At 72.9% G+C, this 14885-nt stretch carries 14 protein-coding genes; 5 read left to right on the plus strand and 9 right to left on the minus strand.

Annotated features, from left to right (window positions below):
• Window positions 1-75: 75 nt before the first annotated feature.
• Entirely contained in the window at window positions 76-675 is a 600-nt protein-coding gene (locus ACFQUZ_RS10255) for a TetR/AcrR family transcriptional regulator (protein ID WP_377440579.1), read from the plus strand.
• Here the strand turns inward: ACFQUZ_RS10255 and ACFQUZ_RS10260 are convergent.
• From ACFQUZ_RS10260 to ACFQUZ_RS10275, 4 genes are all read right to left on the minus strand, one after another.
• Window positions 668-1876 (minus strand): hypothetical protein, encoded by a 1209-nt coding sequence (locus ACFQUZ_RS10260; RefSeq protein WP_377440581.1) that lies wholly within the window; start codon window positions 1874-1876, stop codon window positions 668-670. The two genes, ACFQUZ_RS10255 and ACFQUZ_RS10260, sit on opposite strands and share 8 nt — an antisense overlap.
• A gap of 172 nt (window positions 1877-2048) precedes the next feature.
• Window positions 2049-2417, minus strand: a complete 369-nt coding sequence (locus ACFQUZ_RS10265) for an STAS domain-containing protein (RefSeq protein WP_377440582.1) — start codon at window positions 2415-2417, stop codon at window positions 2049-2051.
• The gene (locus ACFQUZ_RS10270; protein ID WP_377440584.1) at window positions 2414-3652 is read right to left on the minus strand and encodes a PP2C family protein-serine/threonine phosphatase; all 1239 of its coding nucleotides are present in this window, start codon (window positions 3650-3652) and stop codon (window positions 2414-2416) included. The genes ACFQUZ_RS10265 and ACFQUZ_RS10270 overlap by 4 nt, the downstream gene beginning before the upstream one ends.
• Before the next feature lie 46 nt (window positions 3653-3698).
• Window positions 3699-4562, minus strand: a complete 864-nt coding sequence (locus ACFQUZ_RS10275; protein WP_377440586.1) for an ion transporter — start codon at window positions 4560-4562, stop codon at window positions 3699-3701.
• Window positions 4563-5079: 517 nt separating this feature from the next.
• Here ACFQUZ_RS10275 and ACFQUZ_RS10280 point away from each other — a divergent pair.
• Window positions 5080-5457, plus strand: a complete 378-nt coding sequence (locus ACFQUZ_RS10280; protein ID WP_377440589.1) for a VOC family protein — start codon at window positions 5080-5082, stop codon at window positions 5455-5457.
• Between the two features lie 10 nt (window positions 5458-5467).
• Here the strand turns inward: ACFQUZ_RS10280 and ACFQUZ_RS10285 are convergent, their stop codons facing one another.
• A complete protein-coding gene (locus ACFQUZ_RS10285; RefSeq protein WP_377440591.1) occupies window positions 5468-5794 on the minus strand; it encodes a protease inhibitor I42 family protein in 327 nt (108 codons plus the stop codon).
• Window positions 5795-6043: 249 nt separating this feature from the next.
• Window positions 6044-8608 carry a valine--tRNA ligase gene (locus ACFQUZ_RS10290; protein WP_377440592.1) on the minus strand — a complete coding sequence of 855 codons (2565 nt, stop codon included), beginning with the start codon at window positions 8606-8608 and terminating at the stop codon, window positions 6044-6046.
• A 329-nt stretch (window positions 8609-8937) separates the two neighbouring features.
• Between ACFQUZ_RS10290 and ACFQUZ_RS10295 the strand changes: the two genes are divergently transcribed.
• From ACFQUZ_RS10295 to ACFQUZ_RS10305, 3 genes are all read left to right on the plus strand, one after another.
• The gene (locus tag ACFQUZ_RS10295; protein WP_377440594.1) at window positions 8938-9585 is read left to right on the plus strand and encodes a methyltransferase domain-containing protein; all 648 of its coding nucleotides are present in this window, start codon (window positions 8938-8940) and stop codon (window positions 9583-9585) included.
• 76 nt (window positions 9586-9661) lie between these two features.
• Window positions 9662-10258 carry an RNA polymerase sigma factor gene (locus ACFQUZ_RS10300; protein WP_377440596.1) on the plus strand — a complete coding sequence of 199 codons (597 nt, stop codon included), beginning with the start codon at window positions 9662-9664 and terminating at the stop codon, window positions 10256-10258.
• A complete protein-coding gene (locus ACFQUZ_RS10305) occupies window positions 10255-11157 on the plus strand; it encodes a hypothetical protein (protein ID WP_377440598.1) in 903 nt (300 codons plus the stop codon). The genes ACFQUZ_RS10300 and ACFQUZ_RS10305 overlap by 4 nt, the downstream gene beginning before the upstream one ends.
• A gap of 44 nt (window positions 11158-11201) precedes the next feature.
• Here ACFQUZ_RS10305 and rnhA read toward each other — a convergent pair whose 3' ends face one another.
• From rnhA to ACFQUZ_RS10320, 3 genes are read right to left on the minus strand one after another with little or no spacing between them, the layout of a single operon-like run.
• Complete coding sequence (gene rnhA, locus ACFQUZ_RS10310; protein ID WP_377440599.1) at window positions 11202-11672, minus strand: ribonuclease HI; 471 nt, start codon at window positions 11670-11672, stop codon at window positions 11202-11204.
• 39 nt (window positions 11673-11711) lie between these two features.
• The gene (locus tag ACFQUZ_RS10315; RefSeq protein ID WP_377440601.1) at window positions 11712-12671 is read right to left on the minus strand and encodes a DUF2332 domain-containing protein; all 960 of its coding nucleotides are present in this window, start codon (window positions 12669-12671) and stop codon (window positions 11712-11714) included.
• Window positions 12668-14656, minus strand: coding sequence for a hypothetical protein (locus ACFQUZ_RS10320; RefSeq protein ID WP_377440603.1), 1989 nt, complete (start codon window positions 14654-14656; stop codon window positions 12668-12670). Before ACFQUZ_RS10320 ends, ACFQUZ_RS10315 begins: the two co-directional genes overlap by 4 nt.
• Window positions 14657-14885 lie beyond the last annotated feature (229 nt).

The following is a 14885-nucleotide window of genomic DNA, read 5'->3' on the forward strand; positions in this document are numbered from 1 at the left end:
GTCTCCGATCATGTATACGATGCCGTATAGAACCACCCTAGCGAACTTATACGGTGGCGTATACATGAGAGTGAGGTGGAGCACGTCGTGGGCGCGACCCGCACTCCACGGGACACGTGGATCGAGGAAGGGCTGCGGGCGCTGGCCGCCGGTGGCCCCGATGGGGTTCGCGTCGAGGCGTTGGCGAGGAAACTGAACGTCACCAAGGGTGGGTTCTACGGATTCTTCGCCGACCGCGACGCGCTACTGGAGGCGATGCTGGACGCCTGGGAGCGGGAAAGTGTCGACGAGGTGATCGACCGTGTCGAGAGCGAGGGCGGCGATCCGAAAACCAAGATCCACCGCGCCGGCGTGCTCACCTTCTCCGGTGACCGCCTGCTGCCGATCGATCTCGCGATCCGCGACTGGGCCCGGCGCGACGAGGCCGTCGCCGCGCGCCTGCGGCGGGTGGACAACCGGCGCATGGCTCTGCTGCGCGAGATGATCGGCACCTTCTGCTCCGACGCCGACGAGGTCGAGGCCCGCAGCCTGCTCGCCTTCTGCGTCGCGATCGGTGAACACTTCCTCGCCGCCGACCACGGCGGCCGCAGCCGGGCGCAGGTCATCGCCCGCGCCGCCGACCTGTTGCTCAGCCGCCCCACCAGGTCACCCAGCACCGGTCCAGCCGCTACGTGAGTTTCGACCGACGGGTCGACCAGGCCGGGCGAGGGGCGGTGGCGGCGTGGCCGGCACGGCTGGCTGTGCCGCGCCGCAGGCGGTACGCGAACACGGCGGCGGCCAGCAGCGGCCCCCACACCGGAAACGGGAAGAGCAGCAGAGCGAGGGCGAGACCGACGCCCATGCCGTCACTCTGCACGCTGGCCACCACGAAGCCGGGCGCCGCGACGCAGACGGCGGCGGCGACCAACCCTCCCGGAATGACGGCCAGCTTGACCGGTACGGCACGGCCCCCCACCATCGGCACCCAGCTCGGGAACACCTCGCCCCAGCGCATGATCAGCCCGAGGGTGAGCAGCGAACCGCCGACCGCGGCCAGTCCCAGGCCCGCCCCCTGCATCCGTACCGCCGGGTTGTCCTCGCTGGCGAGCAGGCCGACCGGCCAGGGCGTGAGCCAGGTCAACCGGACCAACCCGTACGGCAGCGGGCACAGGGCCGCGGCGACCGTGACGATCCGGCCCCACCCACGGGCACCGGCCGGGGTGAGGCCGCGCGGGAGTCGTCCCGCACCGTGCCACGGCACGGCTCGGCGAAGCAGTTGGTACGTCAGTAGTGCCCAGCCCGCGGCGACGGCAGCCATCGCCAGCCCCCAGGCCATCCGTTCGTCGTAGGCGGCGAAGCCGCGCAGCACGTTACGGGCGAACCGGGTCATCGAACCTGCGGTGAGGAAACCGGTGCCGATTCCGGCGGCGGCCAGCGCGACAAGTGTCGCGGCGGCCAGGTAGCCGGCGCGCTCGCGGCGGACGCAGGCCACCGCCACCGTCGCCAGGACGGTGAGCGGGCTGGTCAGGGCAAGGCCGTAGGCCAGGCCGACAAGCATCGTGACGTCGGCCATCACCCCGCCGAAGAACACCGCTTCGGCCGCGACGAGCGCCCCGGCGATCCAGGTGGTCGCCGCGCCGGGGCGCCGTCCGGTGGCGGCCAACCCGGCGGCGGCCAACCCGGCGGCCGCGGCGACCAGCAGCAGCACGCCGCCGCTCCGAGGACCGATCAGGTGGGTGACCGACACCGTGACCGGGTCCGCGGGACCGAACGGATAGCTCGCCGGGCGTGCCAGCCACCACCCGCCGACGGCTGCGACCAGCAGCGCGAGCAGCGCGGATGCGGCGGCGACGAGGCGGGGCGGGGATCCGGCGGGCGGGCGCTCACGGTGGTCCATGCCGGCACCGTAGGCCGGGCCTGGCCGGCCGGGCCTCCCCGTGACGGGGGAACCGCCTCCCGCCGCCCGGGGGCTCGCCAGCGTCGTCTCGGCGGTCGTCAGCTCCCGCGGGCGCCAGCGTCGTCTCGGCGGTCGCCAGCTCCCGGCGGTGAGAGCGTCGTCTCGGCGGTCGTCAGCTCCCGGCGGTGAGAGCGTCGTCGACGGTGTCGCGCACCACCAGGTAGCCGTCGAGGTTGGTGGCGGTCAGGACGTCGCGGACCAGCCGGCGAGGAGCGGCGAGCCGGAACCAGCCGCCCTCGGCGGTGGTGCGCCGGTGAGCGTCGACGAAGGTGCTCAGGCCGCCGGAGTCGCAGAAGGTGACCTGGGTCAGGTCCAGCACGAGCCGGTGACAGCCGTCGGCAAGAGCCCGGCTGATCGCCTGGCGCAGGTCGCCGCAACTGTCGTGGTCGATCTCGCCGGCCGCCTCCAGTATCCGGGTGTCCGCGGAGACCTGTCGAACGGTCACGTCGAGGATCTGTTCCATCATGCTCGGCCCGCTCATCCCTTCGACTCGACGACCGCTGTCGGCACGCTACGCCGCGCCGCGCGGGAAGACCACTCGACAAGCATCAAGGTGGCGTCGTCGGCCGGCGGGGACTGCTGGTGTTCCAGGATCGCACGGGACAGCCGGCGCAGCGTCTCGGGCGGGGCGAGACCCGCCCGGTGGCCGTCCTCCGCCATGCCGACCAGCCGGTCCACGCCGAACTGGTCCCCGTCCGGGGTGCGCGCCTCGGTCACCCCGTCGGTGTAGAGCAGGAGCCGATCGTCCGGTTCGAGGCGTTCCTCCCCGTACTCGACCGGTGTGCCGTCGCCGATGCCCAGCGGCACCCGCCGGCCGCCGTCGAGCCGGCGCACCACCCGCCCGGCGCGCAGCAGCAGCGGCGGCGGGTGACCGGCGTTCACATACCGCAGCATCCCGGTATCAAGATCCAGTTCGGCCAGTACGGCGGTGGCGAACCGGGCGTCCGGGAACTGCTCCCGCAGGTTGTCGTCCGCGGCGGCGGCCTGTCGTCGCAGGTCTCCGCCGGACCGCCGGGTGGCCCGGATCGCGGCAAGCGCCACCGCGCAGGCGAGACCGGCCCGCAGTCCCCGGCCGGCCGCGTCCAGGATCGCGAACCGGGGTCGCCGACCGTCCAGGGCGTAGTCGAAGCCGTCGCCGCCCACGTCGTACCGAGGCTCCAGGGTGGCACTGATCACGATCTCGTCGAAGCTCACGGTGAGCGGCGGCACCAGGGCGCCGAGCAGTTCGGTCCCGACCGTCATGGGTCCGGTGCGGCGGGCCAGGTGCAGCCCGTCGCCGCGCGGCAGGGTGGTGGTGACCAGGTGGCCGACCAGCCCGGCCACCGTCTCGCAACGGCGCCGGACCGGCATCGCCTCCGCGTCCAGCCCGGCGGGCAGCACGAACTCCATCACGCCGAGGCGGTCGGTGCCGTTCACCATGGGCACCCAGCACCGGTTCCCCTCGGCCGACGGTGCCGGCACGGATCGGACCGTGGTGTACGCCCGACCGGCGTCCGTTTCGTCCACCGGCAGCTCAGCCCGGTCGGCGGCGCCGGGCTGCGGGAGTGCCCGCAGTGACCGTTGCTCGTGGTCGACGAGGTAGACCCGGGTGTCGATGCCGAGGCGCCCGGCCGCCCGCGCGACGCCCCCCGCGAGGTCCTCCGGTCGCCACTGGTGCGACCAGTTGAGGACCTCACGCACCGCGTCGAACCACTGGTCATCGGTGGGTGCCGTCATCCCGCCACCATACGCAGGACCCCTCGGTCCACCGCCGCGGCGGCGGTCAGCCGCCGTCGTGGGTGCGTCGCGCGTCGTCCCGGTCGACGCGTAGTTCCCGTTCCAGTTCGGCCAGGACCGCCCGTAGGTCGTCCAGCCGCTGGCTGATCGCGATCCGGTCGATCTCGTCCGGTACGCCGTCGCCGTCGACGTCGTAGTCGGCAGCCATCCGCTCGGTCATCTCCAGCCGGCGGGCCTCCTCCATCGAGTTGACGATGACCGCAATCAGGATGTTGAGCAGCAGGTTGACGGTGATGATGACGTAGCTGACGTAGTAGATCAACGTCCACGGGGACACGTCCAGGCCCTGTGCCACGAGGTCCGGCAGCGTCTCCAGGGAGAGCAGCACGAACAGGGTCAGCACGGCGCGGCCGATGGTGCCGTACTTGTCCGGGTACTCGTCGGCGAAGATCAGCCAGCCGGCCATGCCGTAGACGTACAGGGTGACCATGGCCAGGGCGAGGAAGCCGCCGACTCCGGGCAGGCTGCGCAGCAGCGCCGCGACGATGGTGCGCAGCCCCGGCGAGAAGCGCACCAGCCTCAGCACCCGGGCGATGCGGACCACCCGCAACGCCGCCGTGTCACCGTGCAGGCCGGGGATGAACACGGCGGCGATCACGGCGAAGTCGAAGACGTTCCAGCCGTGCCGGAAGAAGTCCTGCGGACGCCGGCCGTGCGCCACCACCCGGATGGCGATCTCGACGATGAAGACGGCCCGGAAGACGTACTCCAGCCCGTGTAGCCACGGCTTCGCCGCCACCAGGTGGGGGTATGTCTCGACGCCGAGGACCACGGCGTTGGCGCCGATCACGATGACGATCAGGATCTCGAACGGGCGGGACTCCACGATCCGGGCGCACCAGGAGGCCACCCGGGTCCGAGGTTGGCCCGGCGTGGATTCCGTGGCGGCTCTCGGTGCCCCCGAGTCCCGCCGGTCCGAGTCCGGTGGCGTGGCGTTCGTAGCGTCCGGGGCCGGTGGCGTCGTGTCCGTAGAGTCCGGGTCCGGTGATGTCGCCTCCGCAGAGTCCGGAGCCGGTGGCGTCGCGTCCGGCCGCGCCGCGTGCCCCCGATCCGCCGCTGCGCGCTGCGTCGGCACCTGCTCGCTCACGGGCCCCCCGGTCGACTCGACACCCGCACCCGCCGCGCGGATCTTGAGCCGTCGAGCGTATCGAAGCCGATGTCTCGCCGGGACGTCCGCCGATGTCGGAGTGCCGACCTATCGCGGCCACCCTCGATGTCGGTGGGCCAAATTCTGACGGGACGCCGTCGATGTCGGTGGGCCAAACTCTGGCGGGCCGCCCTCGATGTCGGTGGGCCAGCCTATGGCGGGCCGCCTCCGATGTCGGTGGGCCAGCCTATGGTGGGCCGATCCGACCGAGGAGGAGACGATGCCCGACCCACGCCTGGCGTTGCGCGCCACCGTGCTCGACGCACCCGACGCTCGCGAGCTTGCGGCCTTCTACCAGCGACTGCTGGGCTGGGAGCGGCGGCAGGACGAGCCTGACTGGGTGGCCCTGCGCGCACCCGGCGGCGGCGCCGCCCTGTCCTTCCAGACCGAGCCGGCGTACGTCCGGCCGGTGTGGCCGGCCGGTCCGGGCGACCCGGGGATGATGGCGCATCTGGACATCGCGGTGGACGACCTGGACGCGGCGGGGGCCCACGCGGAGGCAACCGGGGCCACCCTCGCAACCTTCCAGCCCCAGGATGACGTGCGGGTCTACCTGGACCCGGCCGGCCACCCCTTCTGCCTGTTCCTGGACGGCTGACCGCCTCGCGTCAGCGTGGACCGACGTCGATCGTGGTCTCGAACCGCTCGGCACCGCCGGTGGCCTCCCACGGCCGCCGCCGCGCCAGGCGGATCCGTGTGGCGCCGGCGCCGCGGGCGACGAACCGGAAGGTGCGGACTCCCCCGCCCCCCATGGCGCCTCCGGCCGCCGGCTGGAAGTCGTCGCCAGCGAGGCTGAGCACCTGAGGGTCGTACGCGTCAAGGGACCACCGGTAGCCGGAGGTGGGCGTCTCGGGCAGGGCGAGCACCACCTCGTCGCCCCGGGTCGCCGGAAACGTCCGGTCGGCGGCGTCCCGGTCCAGTTCCAGTCGGGCCATGGCACCTCAGTCGAGTCGGGTCGGTCGTCTGGCGGGCCGACCAGCGGCCGGTCGTCGGACGGGTCGACCAGCGGGAGACCGCCGGGCGGGCTGACCGGCACGCACAGCGTTACTCCCACTATCCCAGGAGCGCACCCTCACCGGCACTGGCCCATCCGGTACGCCGGCAGCGGTACGTCCCCCACACCGGCAACCGGCACACACCCCGGGGGCACACACCCCGGGGGCACACACCCCCGGATTCTGGCTCTACGGCACGATGGCGACGTACAGGTCGTCCACCCCGCTGGCGGTGTCCGCCGGTGCCCGGCGCACGGACCGGGCCCGAGCCGCCGCGCGCAGCGCCTCGGCGGTGGCGTCGGCCAGCGCCTCGGCGTCCGGGGTCCGGGCGTCGAGCACCAGGGCGTCGATCGGTGCCCCGCCACCGAGCCGGTGCCGGGTACGCAACGCGCGCACCGCGTCGAGCACGGTCACCAGTCGGTCCACCCCGACCCGGTCCGTCGTCTGGGACGCCGCCGTCCATTCCGGCCGGCGGTCCGGCCACCGGGTCAGGTGCAGGCTGACCGGGTCGGCGTCGGTCCGGAACAGCCGCTGGTACTGGTCCTCGGTGACGAACGGCGCGAACGGGGCGAGCAGTCCCAGCACGGTTCGGTAGACCTCGCGCAGCGTGGCGCGGGCCGCCGCGCGTTCGGCGTCGGTGTGTTCGGCCGGGTTGGTGAACCGGGTCTTGACCAGCTCGATGTACCGGTCGCAGAGGATCGACCAGAAGAACGTCGAGACGGACCGGTACGCCTGCGTGTAGTCGTACTCATCGAAGGCCGCCGTGGTGTCGCGGACCGTGTCGGCCAGGTGGGACAGCACCCACCGGTCCACGGCGGTCCGGTCGGCGAGCGTCGGCGGGTTGGCGGGGTCGGCGGTGCCCGCGTGCAGCTCGACGAACCGGCCCACGTTCCACAGTTTGACCGCCAGCTTGCGGCCGGTCCGCACATCCTTCTCGTGGTATCGCAGGTCGTTGCCGACCCGGGCCCGAGTCGCCCAGAGCCGCAACGCGTCCGCCCCGTAGCGCTCGATCACCTGGTCGGGGACGTACCGGTTGAAGCCGTCGGCGGTGGAGGCGTCGAGGTCCCGCTTGGAGATCTTCTTACCCTGCTCGTTGAGGCCCCAACCGGAGATCATCGCGGCGGTCCACGGCAGCCGGTCGGCCAGCAGGTGGGACTGCACGAGCGTGTAGAACAGCCAGGTACGGATGATCTCGAAACCCTGCACCCGCAGGCTCATCGTCGCCACCGGCCCGTCGCCGGTGAAGCCGCGGGCCGCCCAGCCGTCGTTGATCTGCGGGCTGAGTGACGAGGTCATCCAGGTGTCCAGCACGTCCGTCTCGGGTCGCAGCTCGCCACCCCCGCAGTCGGGGCAGGCGGTCACCGGCGGCGGGTCGCTGACCGGGTCGACCGGCAGCGCGGCCGGCTCGGCCAGGATCTCCCGGTCGCAGTCGGCGCAGTACCACACCGGGAACGGCACGCCGTAGTGCCGCTGCCGGCTGATGTTCCAGTCCCACTTCAGGCCGGTGATCCAGTCCTCCAGCCGGCGGCGCATGAACGGCGGCACCCAGGTCAGTTCGCGGGCCCGGGCCAGCAGGGCGTCCCGCCGCTCGCGCACCGCCACGAACCACTGCGGTCGGATCTGGAACTCCACCGGCGTGCCGCACCGCTCGTGCACCCCCACGACCTGCCGCAACGACCGGGTGGCACCGAGCGCGTCGTGCTCGGCCAGCCGCCGGGTGATCGCGGTCCGGGCCGCGGTGACCGGCAGCCCCGCGAGCTCGCCGGCGGTGTCGGTGAGCCGCCCGTCCGGGCCGAGCACCATCCGCAGGTCGAGCCCGTCCCGCCGCCAGCGGGTCACGTCCTCGCCGTCGCCGAACGTGCAAGCCATCATGAGTCCGGTGCCGAAATCGGGATCCACCGCCTCGTCGGCCAGGATCGGCACCTCGTGGTCGAACAGCGGCACCCGGGCGGTGCCGCCGACGAGGGTCGCGTACCGGTCGTCGGCCGGGTGGCAGTACAGCGCCACGCAGCCGGGCAGCAGTTCCGGCCGCGTCGTCGCGATGGTGAGGTCGGGGGTGGCGGGAGTGGGCGGCGGGGTGCCGCCGGGCGCGAACCGGATGTCGTAGATCTTCCCGGTACGCGTGAGGTCGTCGATGTCGGCCTGGGCCAGCGAGGTGCGGCATTCCGGGCACCACAGGATCGGGTCGGTGGCGCGCCGCACGTGACCCGCGGCGTACAGGGCGGTGAAGGCTCCCTGTGCGGTACGCCGGCAGCGCTCGTCGATCGTGGAGTACGACAGCGCCCAGTCCACGGACAGGCCGAGGCGGCGCCACAGGTCGGCGTACCGGCCGGCGGTCTCCCGGGTCTCGGCCAGGCACATGGCGACGAACTCGGCCCGCGGCAGGTCGGCCGCCCGGATGCCGTACTTCTTCTCCACGTACCGCTCGGTGGGCAGGCCGTTGTCGTCGAAGCCCATCGGGTAGAAGATCCGGTCGCCGCGCATCCGCCGGTACCGGACGACGAAGTCGGGCTGCGAGTAGCTCATGGCGTGGCCGACGTGCAGGTGGGACGCCGACACGTACGGCGGCGGGGTGTCGACGCTGAACACCGGGCCGGTCGCGGCGGGGTCGTACCGGTGGATGTCGTGGGTTTCCCAGAGTTCGCGGGCCGCGCGCTCGACCGCGGTGTGGTCGTAGGGCGGTGTGGTGACGGCGTCGGGGCCGGTCGTGGACGGTGTGTCGGGTCGCGCGTGGGTGCGCTTGTCGGTGGGCATGGCAGGAGTACGCCTCTCCGGCAGAAGGAAACGACGAAGCCGGCGCGGCGCGCGCGCTGGTGCGGTGGCACCACGGCGCGGCGGCGCCGAACGGGAAAGCCTGGAAGTGAAAAGCCTGAAGATAACCGCGTCAGGCGACGCGGATGGCTACTCGGCGTACTCGCAGGGGCCGGCGACGAATGATGATCATGTCTCCGCACTCCTTCCGGGCGAGCCGTGCCGGTCGATCCGCTGACGCCTCCGACGTCAGGGTTGGGCAATGCTACCTCGCGAGTGCCCCCGCCGAGACTCCCATTCGGCCTAGAGTGCGTTCATCGAAGGGGGGCGGCATGGCGCGGACGCGGGTGTCCCATCCGATCTTCGCCCGGATGTTCGAGCGGGTCAGCGTGCGGATGGACGAGGCCGGCGTGGCCGAGCACCGGCGGCGGCTGCTGGCCGGGCTCTCCGGTCGGGTGGTCGAGGTGGGGGCCGGGAACGGCCGCAACTTCCCGCACTACCCGGCCGAGGTGACCGAGGTGCTGGCGGTCGAGCCGGAGCGCCGGCTGCGGGATGCCGCCCACCGGGCGGCGGCCGACGTGCCGGTGCCGATCACCGTGGTGGACGGGGTGGCGGACGCGCTGCCGGCCGCTGACGGCGACACGGACGCGGTGGTGTTGTCGCTGGTGCTCTGCTCGGTGCCGGACCAGGCCGCCGCGCTGGCCGAGGCCCGCCGGGTGCTGCGGCCGGGTGGGCAGTTGCGGTTCCTGGAGCATGTACGCGCGGAGCGGCCGGGCGGGCTGCGCCGGACGCAGCGGGCGCTGGACGCGACGATCTGGCCGCTGCTGTGCGGCGGTTGCCACACCGGCCGGGACACCGTCGGGGCGATCGAGGCGGCCGGGTTCCTGGTGGTGGCGCTGGACCGGTACCGGTTCCCGGAGACGCGAATCCCGGTGCCGGCCGCCCCGCACGCTCTGGGCACGGCGGTGAAGCCGACCTGACGGCGCACCATCCGCCCCGGTGGATGGGAGGCAACGTTGTGGTCTCCGCCGGCCATGACAAGGTGTGACGATAATCGTGCAGGTCACCGACGCTGTGCTGTGGACCAAGGCACTGGAGGGCGACCCGGAGGCGTTCGGGGTGCTCTTTGACCGGCACTCCAAGGCGGTCTACAACCACTGCTTCCGGCTTACCGCCTCCTGGGCGACGGCGGAGGACACCACCCAGTCGACGTTCCTGATCACGTGGCGCAAGCGTGACCAGGTCCGCCTGGTCAACGATTCGCTGCTGCCCTGGCTGCTGTCGGTGGCGACCAACGCCGTACGGGACGAACGCCGGTCTGCCCGCCGCTGGCTCGCGGCGCTGATGCGACTGCCGCCCGAGCGGGATGCCGCGGTCGAGGTGGCCGATCTGGCAGCGGACCGGGTCGACGACATGCGCCGCATGCACACCGTGCTGCGGGCCGTCCGCCGGCTGCCCCGCGCCGAACGGGAGGCCCTCATGTTGTGCGTCTGGTCATCGGTGTCGTACGCCGACGCGGCGGCGGTGCTGGGCATCACGGAGGGGTCGGTGCGGGCACGGGTCAGCAAGGCACGGTCCAGGTTGAAGCGGCTGCTGAGCGAGGTCACCGCCGAGGGCGGTCCGGCGACGAGCATGACGGAGGAGAAAGAGTGAACAACATCGACCAGCTTCCCCCGGAACGGAGCATTCCGACCGGCCGGCACGCCCGCATGCGGGCAGCGGTGCTCTCCGCCGTCGCCGAACCGGACGTGCGCCGCCGTGCCGGACATCGACGGTTGCCGCGACGCATCGCGGCGGCCGGGCTCGCGACGGTCGCCTGCGCCGCCATCGGCTGGGTCGGGGTCGGACGACCCGGTCTCGGCCCCGACCCGCAGGTGTACGCACTCGGTGACGAGGTGTTGTCGGACAACGCGCGTACCGCCGGCCGGCAGTGCCTCCGAACCGCCCGCGACGATGGTCCCCGCGGACCGATGATCAATTGGCCGGGCGACTCGCGGCCGACGCTGCTCAACTACACCGAGCAACCCGGCAGCGGTGGCACCGTCATCTACCGGGCGCAGTCCCAGCTCCTCTACTGCCTCGTGGGACCCGGCGTCATCGACGGCCCGGAGCCGCGAGAGTTCGCCCCCGGTGCCTGGGGGGTCGTCAGCCTCGGGGTTCTGGACGCCTCACCCTGGCTGCCGGGGCCGATCTCGGTGGAGGATGCCAGGTCGACGGACACGTCCGGGGGGTACGTCCACGCGGCCGGTCGGGTCGGCAAGCAGGTCGATTCGGTGGTCCTCGACCAGGGAGCCGGCCATCGGAGCAGCGCGCGGATCGTCGATGGGACCTTCGTCGTGTTCAGTGCGGGCCGGGTCAAGCCCGGCGCCGGCATGCTGATCAGCTATGACGCCGGCGGAACGGAGATCGACCGGCGCCCAGCCCTCAGTCAACCGGTCGGCCGGTGCTACGTGGATCCGTCGGGCAACCTCGTCAATCCCCTGGCGCACCAGGTGTACCAGGACGCCTATGCCAAGAACCCGGCCGCTTGCGAACCGGCCGTGCCGTGGTGAGACCGGCCGTGCCGTGGTGAGCCCCGCCGTGCCGTGGTTCCGTCCTACGACGGGACCACGGCACGGGCCTCGGTCATGCCGCGGTTGGCCAGCGCGTCGGCGCGGTCGTTCTCCGGGTGGCCGCTGTGCCCCTTGACCCAGTGCCAGGTCACCGTGTGCCGGGCGCACGCGGCGGACAGCCGCTGCCACAGATCGGCGTTCTTCACCGGCTGCTTGCCGGCGGTCAACCAGCCGTTGCGCCGCCACCCGGCGAGCCAGCTCGTGATGCCGTTGCGCACGTACGTGCTGTCGGTGTGCAGCTCCACCACCGACGGCCGGGTGAGGCTCTCCAGCGCACTGATGGCCGCCATCAGCTCCATCCGGTTGTTCGTGGTGGCCGCCGCCTCACCGCCGCACAGCTCCCGCTCGTGCGTGCCGTAGCGCAGCAGCGCGCCCCAGCCGCCGGGCCCCGGGTTGCCGCTGCACGCCCCGTCGGTCCAAATCTCCACGACCCTGCCGGCCGCCACGTCCACCATGCTCGGCAACCTATCGCACGGCGGCCCCTGTGGCCGGTGTCAAAGCCCCTGGCCGAACCAGACCATTGCCTGCCCGTGCCCACGGGTCCAGGCCAACGGCGTTTCGTCCAGCGCGAGGACGTTGTGCAACGCCTCAGCCGGTGGTTGCGGGATGTCGGGGTACGGCAGCACACCGGGGGCCTCGACGGCGACCCAGTGGCCGGGCAATCCGCGTACCAGGCCGACGAACGCGTCCCGGCGCGGTGGGGGCACCTGGTACAGCACCGAGGTGTGGAACACCACAAGTGTGGCGTTGGCCGGTGCCCGCGCGGCCAACGCCGGCAGGTCGTCCACCAGGTCACCGCGCACCAGCAGCGGCGGGTCGGCGGCGGCGACGGCCGCCGCCGTCCGCAGCCGGGCGCGACGGTGACCGTGTTCCGGCCAGACGAGGGCATCGAGCCACGCGACGTCCGCGGGGTCGGTCACGTCGAGCGGGTTCAGGTCGAGGCCGGCCCGCCACACCACCTCCGGAACGCGGGTCGGCGCTGTCAGTCCGGTCGCCGCGCACTCGACGACCGGCTCCCCGGTGCCGACCCGGTGGTCGCCATACCGGTACGCGTACCGGTCCGGATAGAGGTTCAGCCCGGCTGAGGCGCCCACCTCCAGCAACGCGAGCGGCTGTGGCAACGCGGCGAGCACCGGCAGCAGGACGGCGGAGCGCCCGATCTCGTTGGTCTGGGTGGCCCGGACCCGCATCTCCGCCTCGATGGCCGGCCAGTGTGCCACCGCGTAGTCGTGGAACGCGGCCGGGTCGTCGACCGGGCCGCCGAGCAGCCGGACAACGCCGAACAGCAGGTTGGGTTGCCGCTTGCCCCGCGGCAGCGAGTCGAGCAGGGTGAGCAGGTGGTCGTCGCGGGACACCGCGAGCGACAAACGCTCGTAGGTGGGGGAAACGCCCCGCGCCTCACGCTCGGCGAAGTCGACGTACCAGTCGGCGGTGGTCACGTCCACAATGCTCATCCGGCGTCACCGTCGCCGTCGAGCAGGTCGGCGGGAAGTGTGCTGGACGTCCCATCCCGGTGCGCCACCCGCAGGTCGCGCCCGGCCCGGCTGAACCGGACGGTGACCGTCTCGCCGGGATGCCGCCGGGCGAGCCGGGCCAGCGCGGGCACCGGGTCCACGGCGAGCGGACGGGCCGCCGACGACGGCCTCGGGAGCGCCTGCCCGGGCGCGTCGGGCACCGTCTCGGCGAGCGCGCCGTCCAGGTAGTCCACAAGCGCGGCGACGGCCGCCACCGGCGTCGGGTGGTACACCGGTTCGTCGACCAGGGCGGACGCCCGGACCAGTTCCACCGACCAGCACCAGCCGCCCTCGGCGGGCGGCACGGCGGCCGAGTCATCCCGTACGGCGACCACAAGTGCCAGGCTCAGGCCGAGGGCGAGCCGGATCAGCTCGGTCAGCGGCGGTGCCTCGGGTCGCACGGCCGCCACCAGCAGTCGGGCACCGGGCAGCCCGGCACCGGCGGCGGTCACCCGTTCGGTCACCGGATCCACGTCCGGCCGCGGCTGGACGATCCAACCCTCCCGCAGGTCCCGGCCGAGGGGATGCCCGCTGTCCGCCTCGGTCAGCTCCTCCGGTCGTACGCCGAACCGGGCGGCCTGGTCGGCGAGCCGGAACGGACCCGGAAGCTGGACCACCGACCCGGTGCGGGCGGGCGCCACCGGGGCGTGGTCGCTCGCCCGCCAGGTGAGGTGGGTGACGCGGGTGTCCAGGTCGGTGACGGTGATCTGGACCGCCGCGTGGATGCGGCGGCGGTCGCCGCAGGTCGTGCAGGGCAGGGTGGAGGTGCGGAACCCGACCCCGCCGCAGAACGCGCAGGTGGGGTCGGCACCGTGGCGACCCGCCGTGCACGGGCAGGCGCGCAGTCGGCCCGTGGTGACACAGTCGGGGCACGGCCGGGCCGGGATGGGTTCGCCGCGCCAGGACGGTGCGGGTGGCTCGATGACGCGCCGCACCGGTGTACCGATCCGGCGCCCGGCCTGTCCGGCGTCCCCGCCGGCCGGGACCGGACGGTCGTCGGGGCGCAGTCTGGTGTGCCACCAGCGACCGTCCCGCCAGATCGCCTGCGCCCCCACTGCCGGGATGTTCGCGTCGTCGGCGGCGGTGTGGGTGTAGGTGTTCGTAGTGGTGTTGGCGCGGAGAGCGCGGGCCAGGTCGGTGAGGTCGCCGACGGCCGGCGGGCGCCGTGCGGTCGGGCGGAGCAGATGGGCGGGAGCGGTCCGGCAACGCCAGCCGAGCCCGTCGAGGGCGGTCCGGGCCGTGGTGCGCGTCAACGCCGTGTCCAGGTCGGGCCAACGGCGCTCGGGTTGGCCGGGTACCGGTGTGCCGGGCAGCTCGTAGCGGATGTCCCAGGCCGGTCGACCGGCGGACCACCGGTGCTCGATGACGAGGTCGAGCAGCAGCAGGTCGGCCAGCGCGCAGAGTCGGGCGAGCCGGTCCGCCGGGTCGACGGTGGATGGTGGGGTGCCGCGCCCGATCCACACCCGCCAGGGGTCGTGGTCGTACCGGGCCAGCGCGAGCGCCGCGAGTTCCCGTCGGCGTGGGCCGGGCAGGTCGGGCCGCCAGGACGTGGGTAGTTCGACGAGCAGCTCGGGAGACTCGACGTGCGCGCCGACGGCCGCTGCCAGCTGCCGTACCCGAGGGGTCAGGTCCGCGAACCGGCGACCGGGTCGGGCCGGATCGGCGTCCCGGACGCCGGGGCCGATGTCGGCGGCGGCGATGACGCCGGGGCCGATGTCGGCGGCGGCGATGACACCGGGGCCGATGTCGGCGGACGTGACGGCCCCGGTGTCCATGTTCGCCACCGTGAGGACGAGCTGGGCGCGACGCAGGCCGTGTCGCCGGCAGTCCCGGCAGGTGGGGGTGCGTGGCGGCTGACCGCCGCAGGCCGGACAGGTGACGAGGGTCGGGTGGGGTTCCCGGGAATCACCGGAACACGCGCGCACGACAGCAGCTCCCCTTCGGTCGGATCGGGTTTCTCCGGCGGTCGGTATGTCGTCATTGGACGCTTCCCGGATCCTCGCCGTCAGGGGCAATCCTGTGCTGTCCGCCCGGCCCGGACAACGCGCCGGCCGGCGCCATCACGCGAATGGTGTGAACAACTGTTACAGGTTGCCTGACCGACGACGCCCTGTAACAAGTCGCTAGTTGTTCACTCGTGTCGTGCCGGGCGTC

The sequence above is a fragment of the Plantactinospora sp. GCM10030261 genome (genome assembly GCF_042666615.1).
Taxonomy (GTDB): domain Bacteria; phylum Actinomycetota; class Actinomycetes; order Mycobacteriales; family Micromonosporaceae; genus KBS50.

Bases quoted from the DNA above. Each gene is read 5' to 3' on its own strand.
- ACFQUZ_RS10260 (WP_377440581.1), bottom strand. From the start codon at position 1,876: ATGGACCACCGTGAGCGCCCGCCCGCCGGATCCCCGCCCCGCCTCGTC.
- ACFQUZ_RS10265 (WP_377440582.1), bottom strand. From the start codon at position 2,417: ATGAGCGGGCCGAGCATGATGGAACAGATCCTCGACGTGACCGTTCGA.
- ACFQUZ_RS10270 (WP_377440584.1), bottom strand. From the start codon at position 3,652: ATGACGGCACCCACCGATGACCAGTGGTTCGACGCGGTGCGTGAGGTC.
- ACFQUZ_RS10280 (WP_377440589.1), top strand. From the start codon at position 5,080: ATGCCCGACCCACGCCTGGCGTTGCGCGCCACCGTGCTCGACGCACCC.
- ACFQUZ_RS10285 (WP_377440591.1), bottom strand. From the start codon at position 5,794: ATGGCCCGACTGGAACTGGACCGGGACGCCGCCGACCGGACGTTTCCG.
- ACFQUZ_RS10290 (WP_377440592.1), bottom strand. From the start codon at position 8,608: ATGCCCACCGACAAGCGCACCCACGCGCGACCCGACACACCGTCCACG.
- ACFQUZ_RS10295 (WP_377440594.1), top strand. From the start codon at position 8,938: ATGGCGCGGACGCGGGTGTCCCATCCGATCTTCGCCCGGATGTTCGAG.
- rnhA (WP_377440599.1), bottom strand. From the start codon at position 11,672: ATGGTGGACGTGGCGGCCGGCAGGGTCGTGGAGATTTGGACCGACGGG.
- ACFQUZ_RS10315 (WP_377440601.1), bottom strand. From the start codon at position 12,671: ATGAGCATTGTGGACGTGACCACCGCCGACTGGTACGTCGACTTCGCC.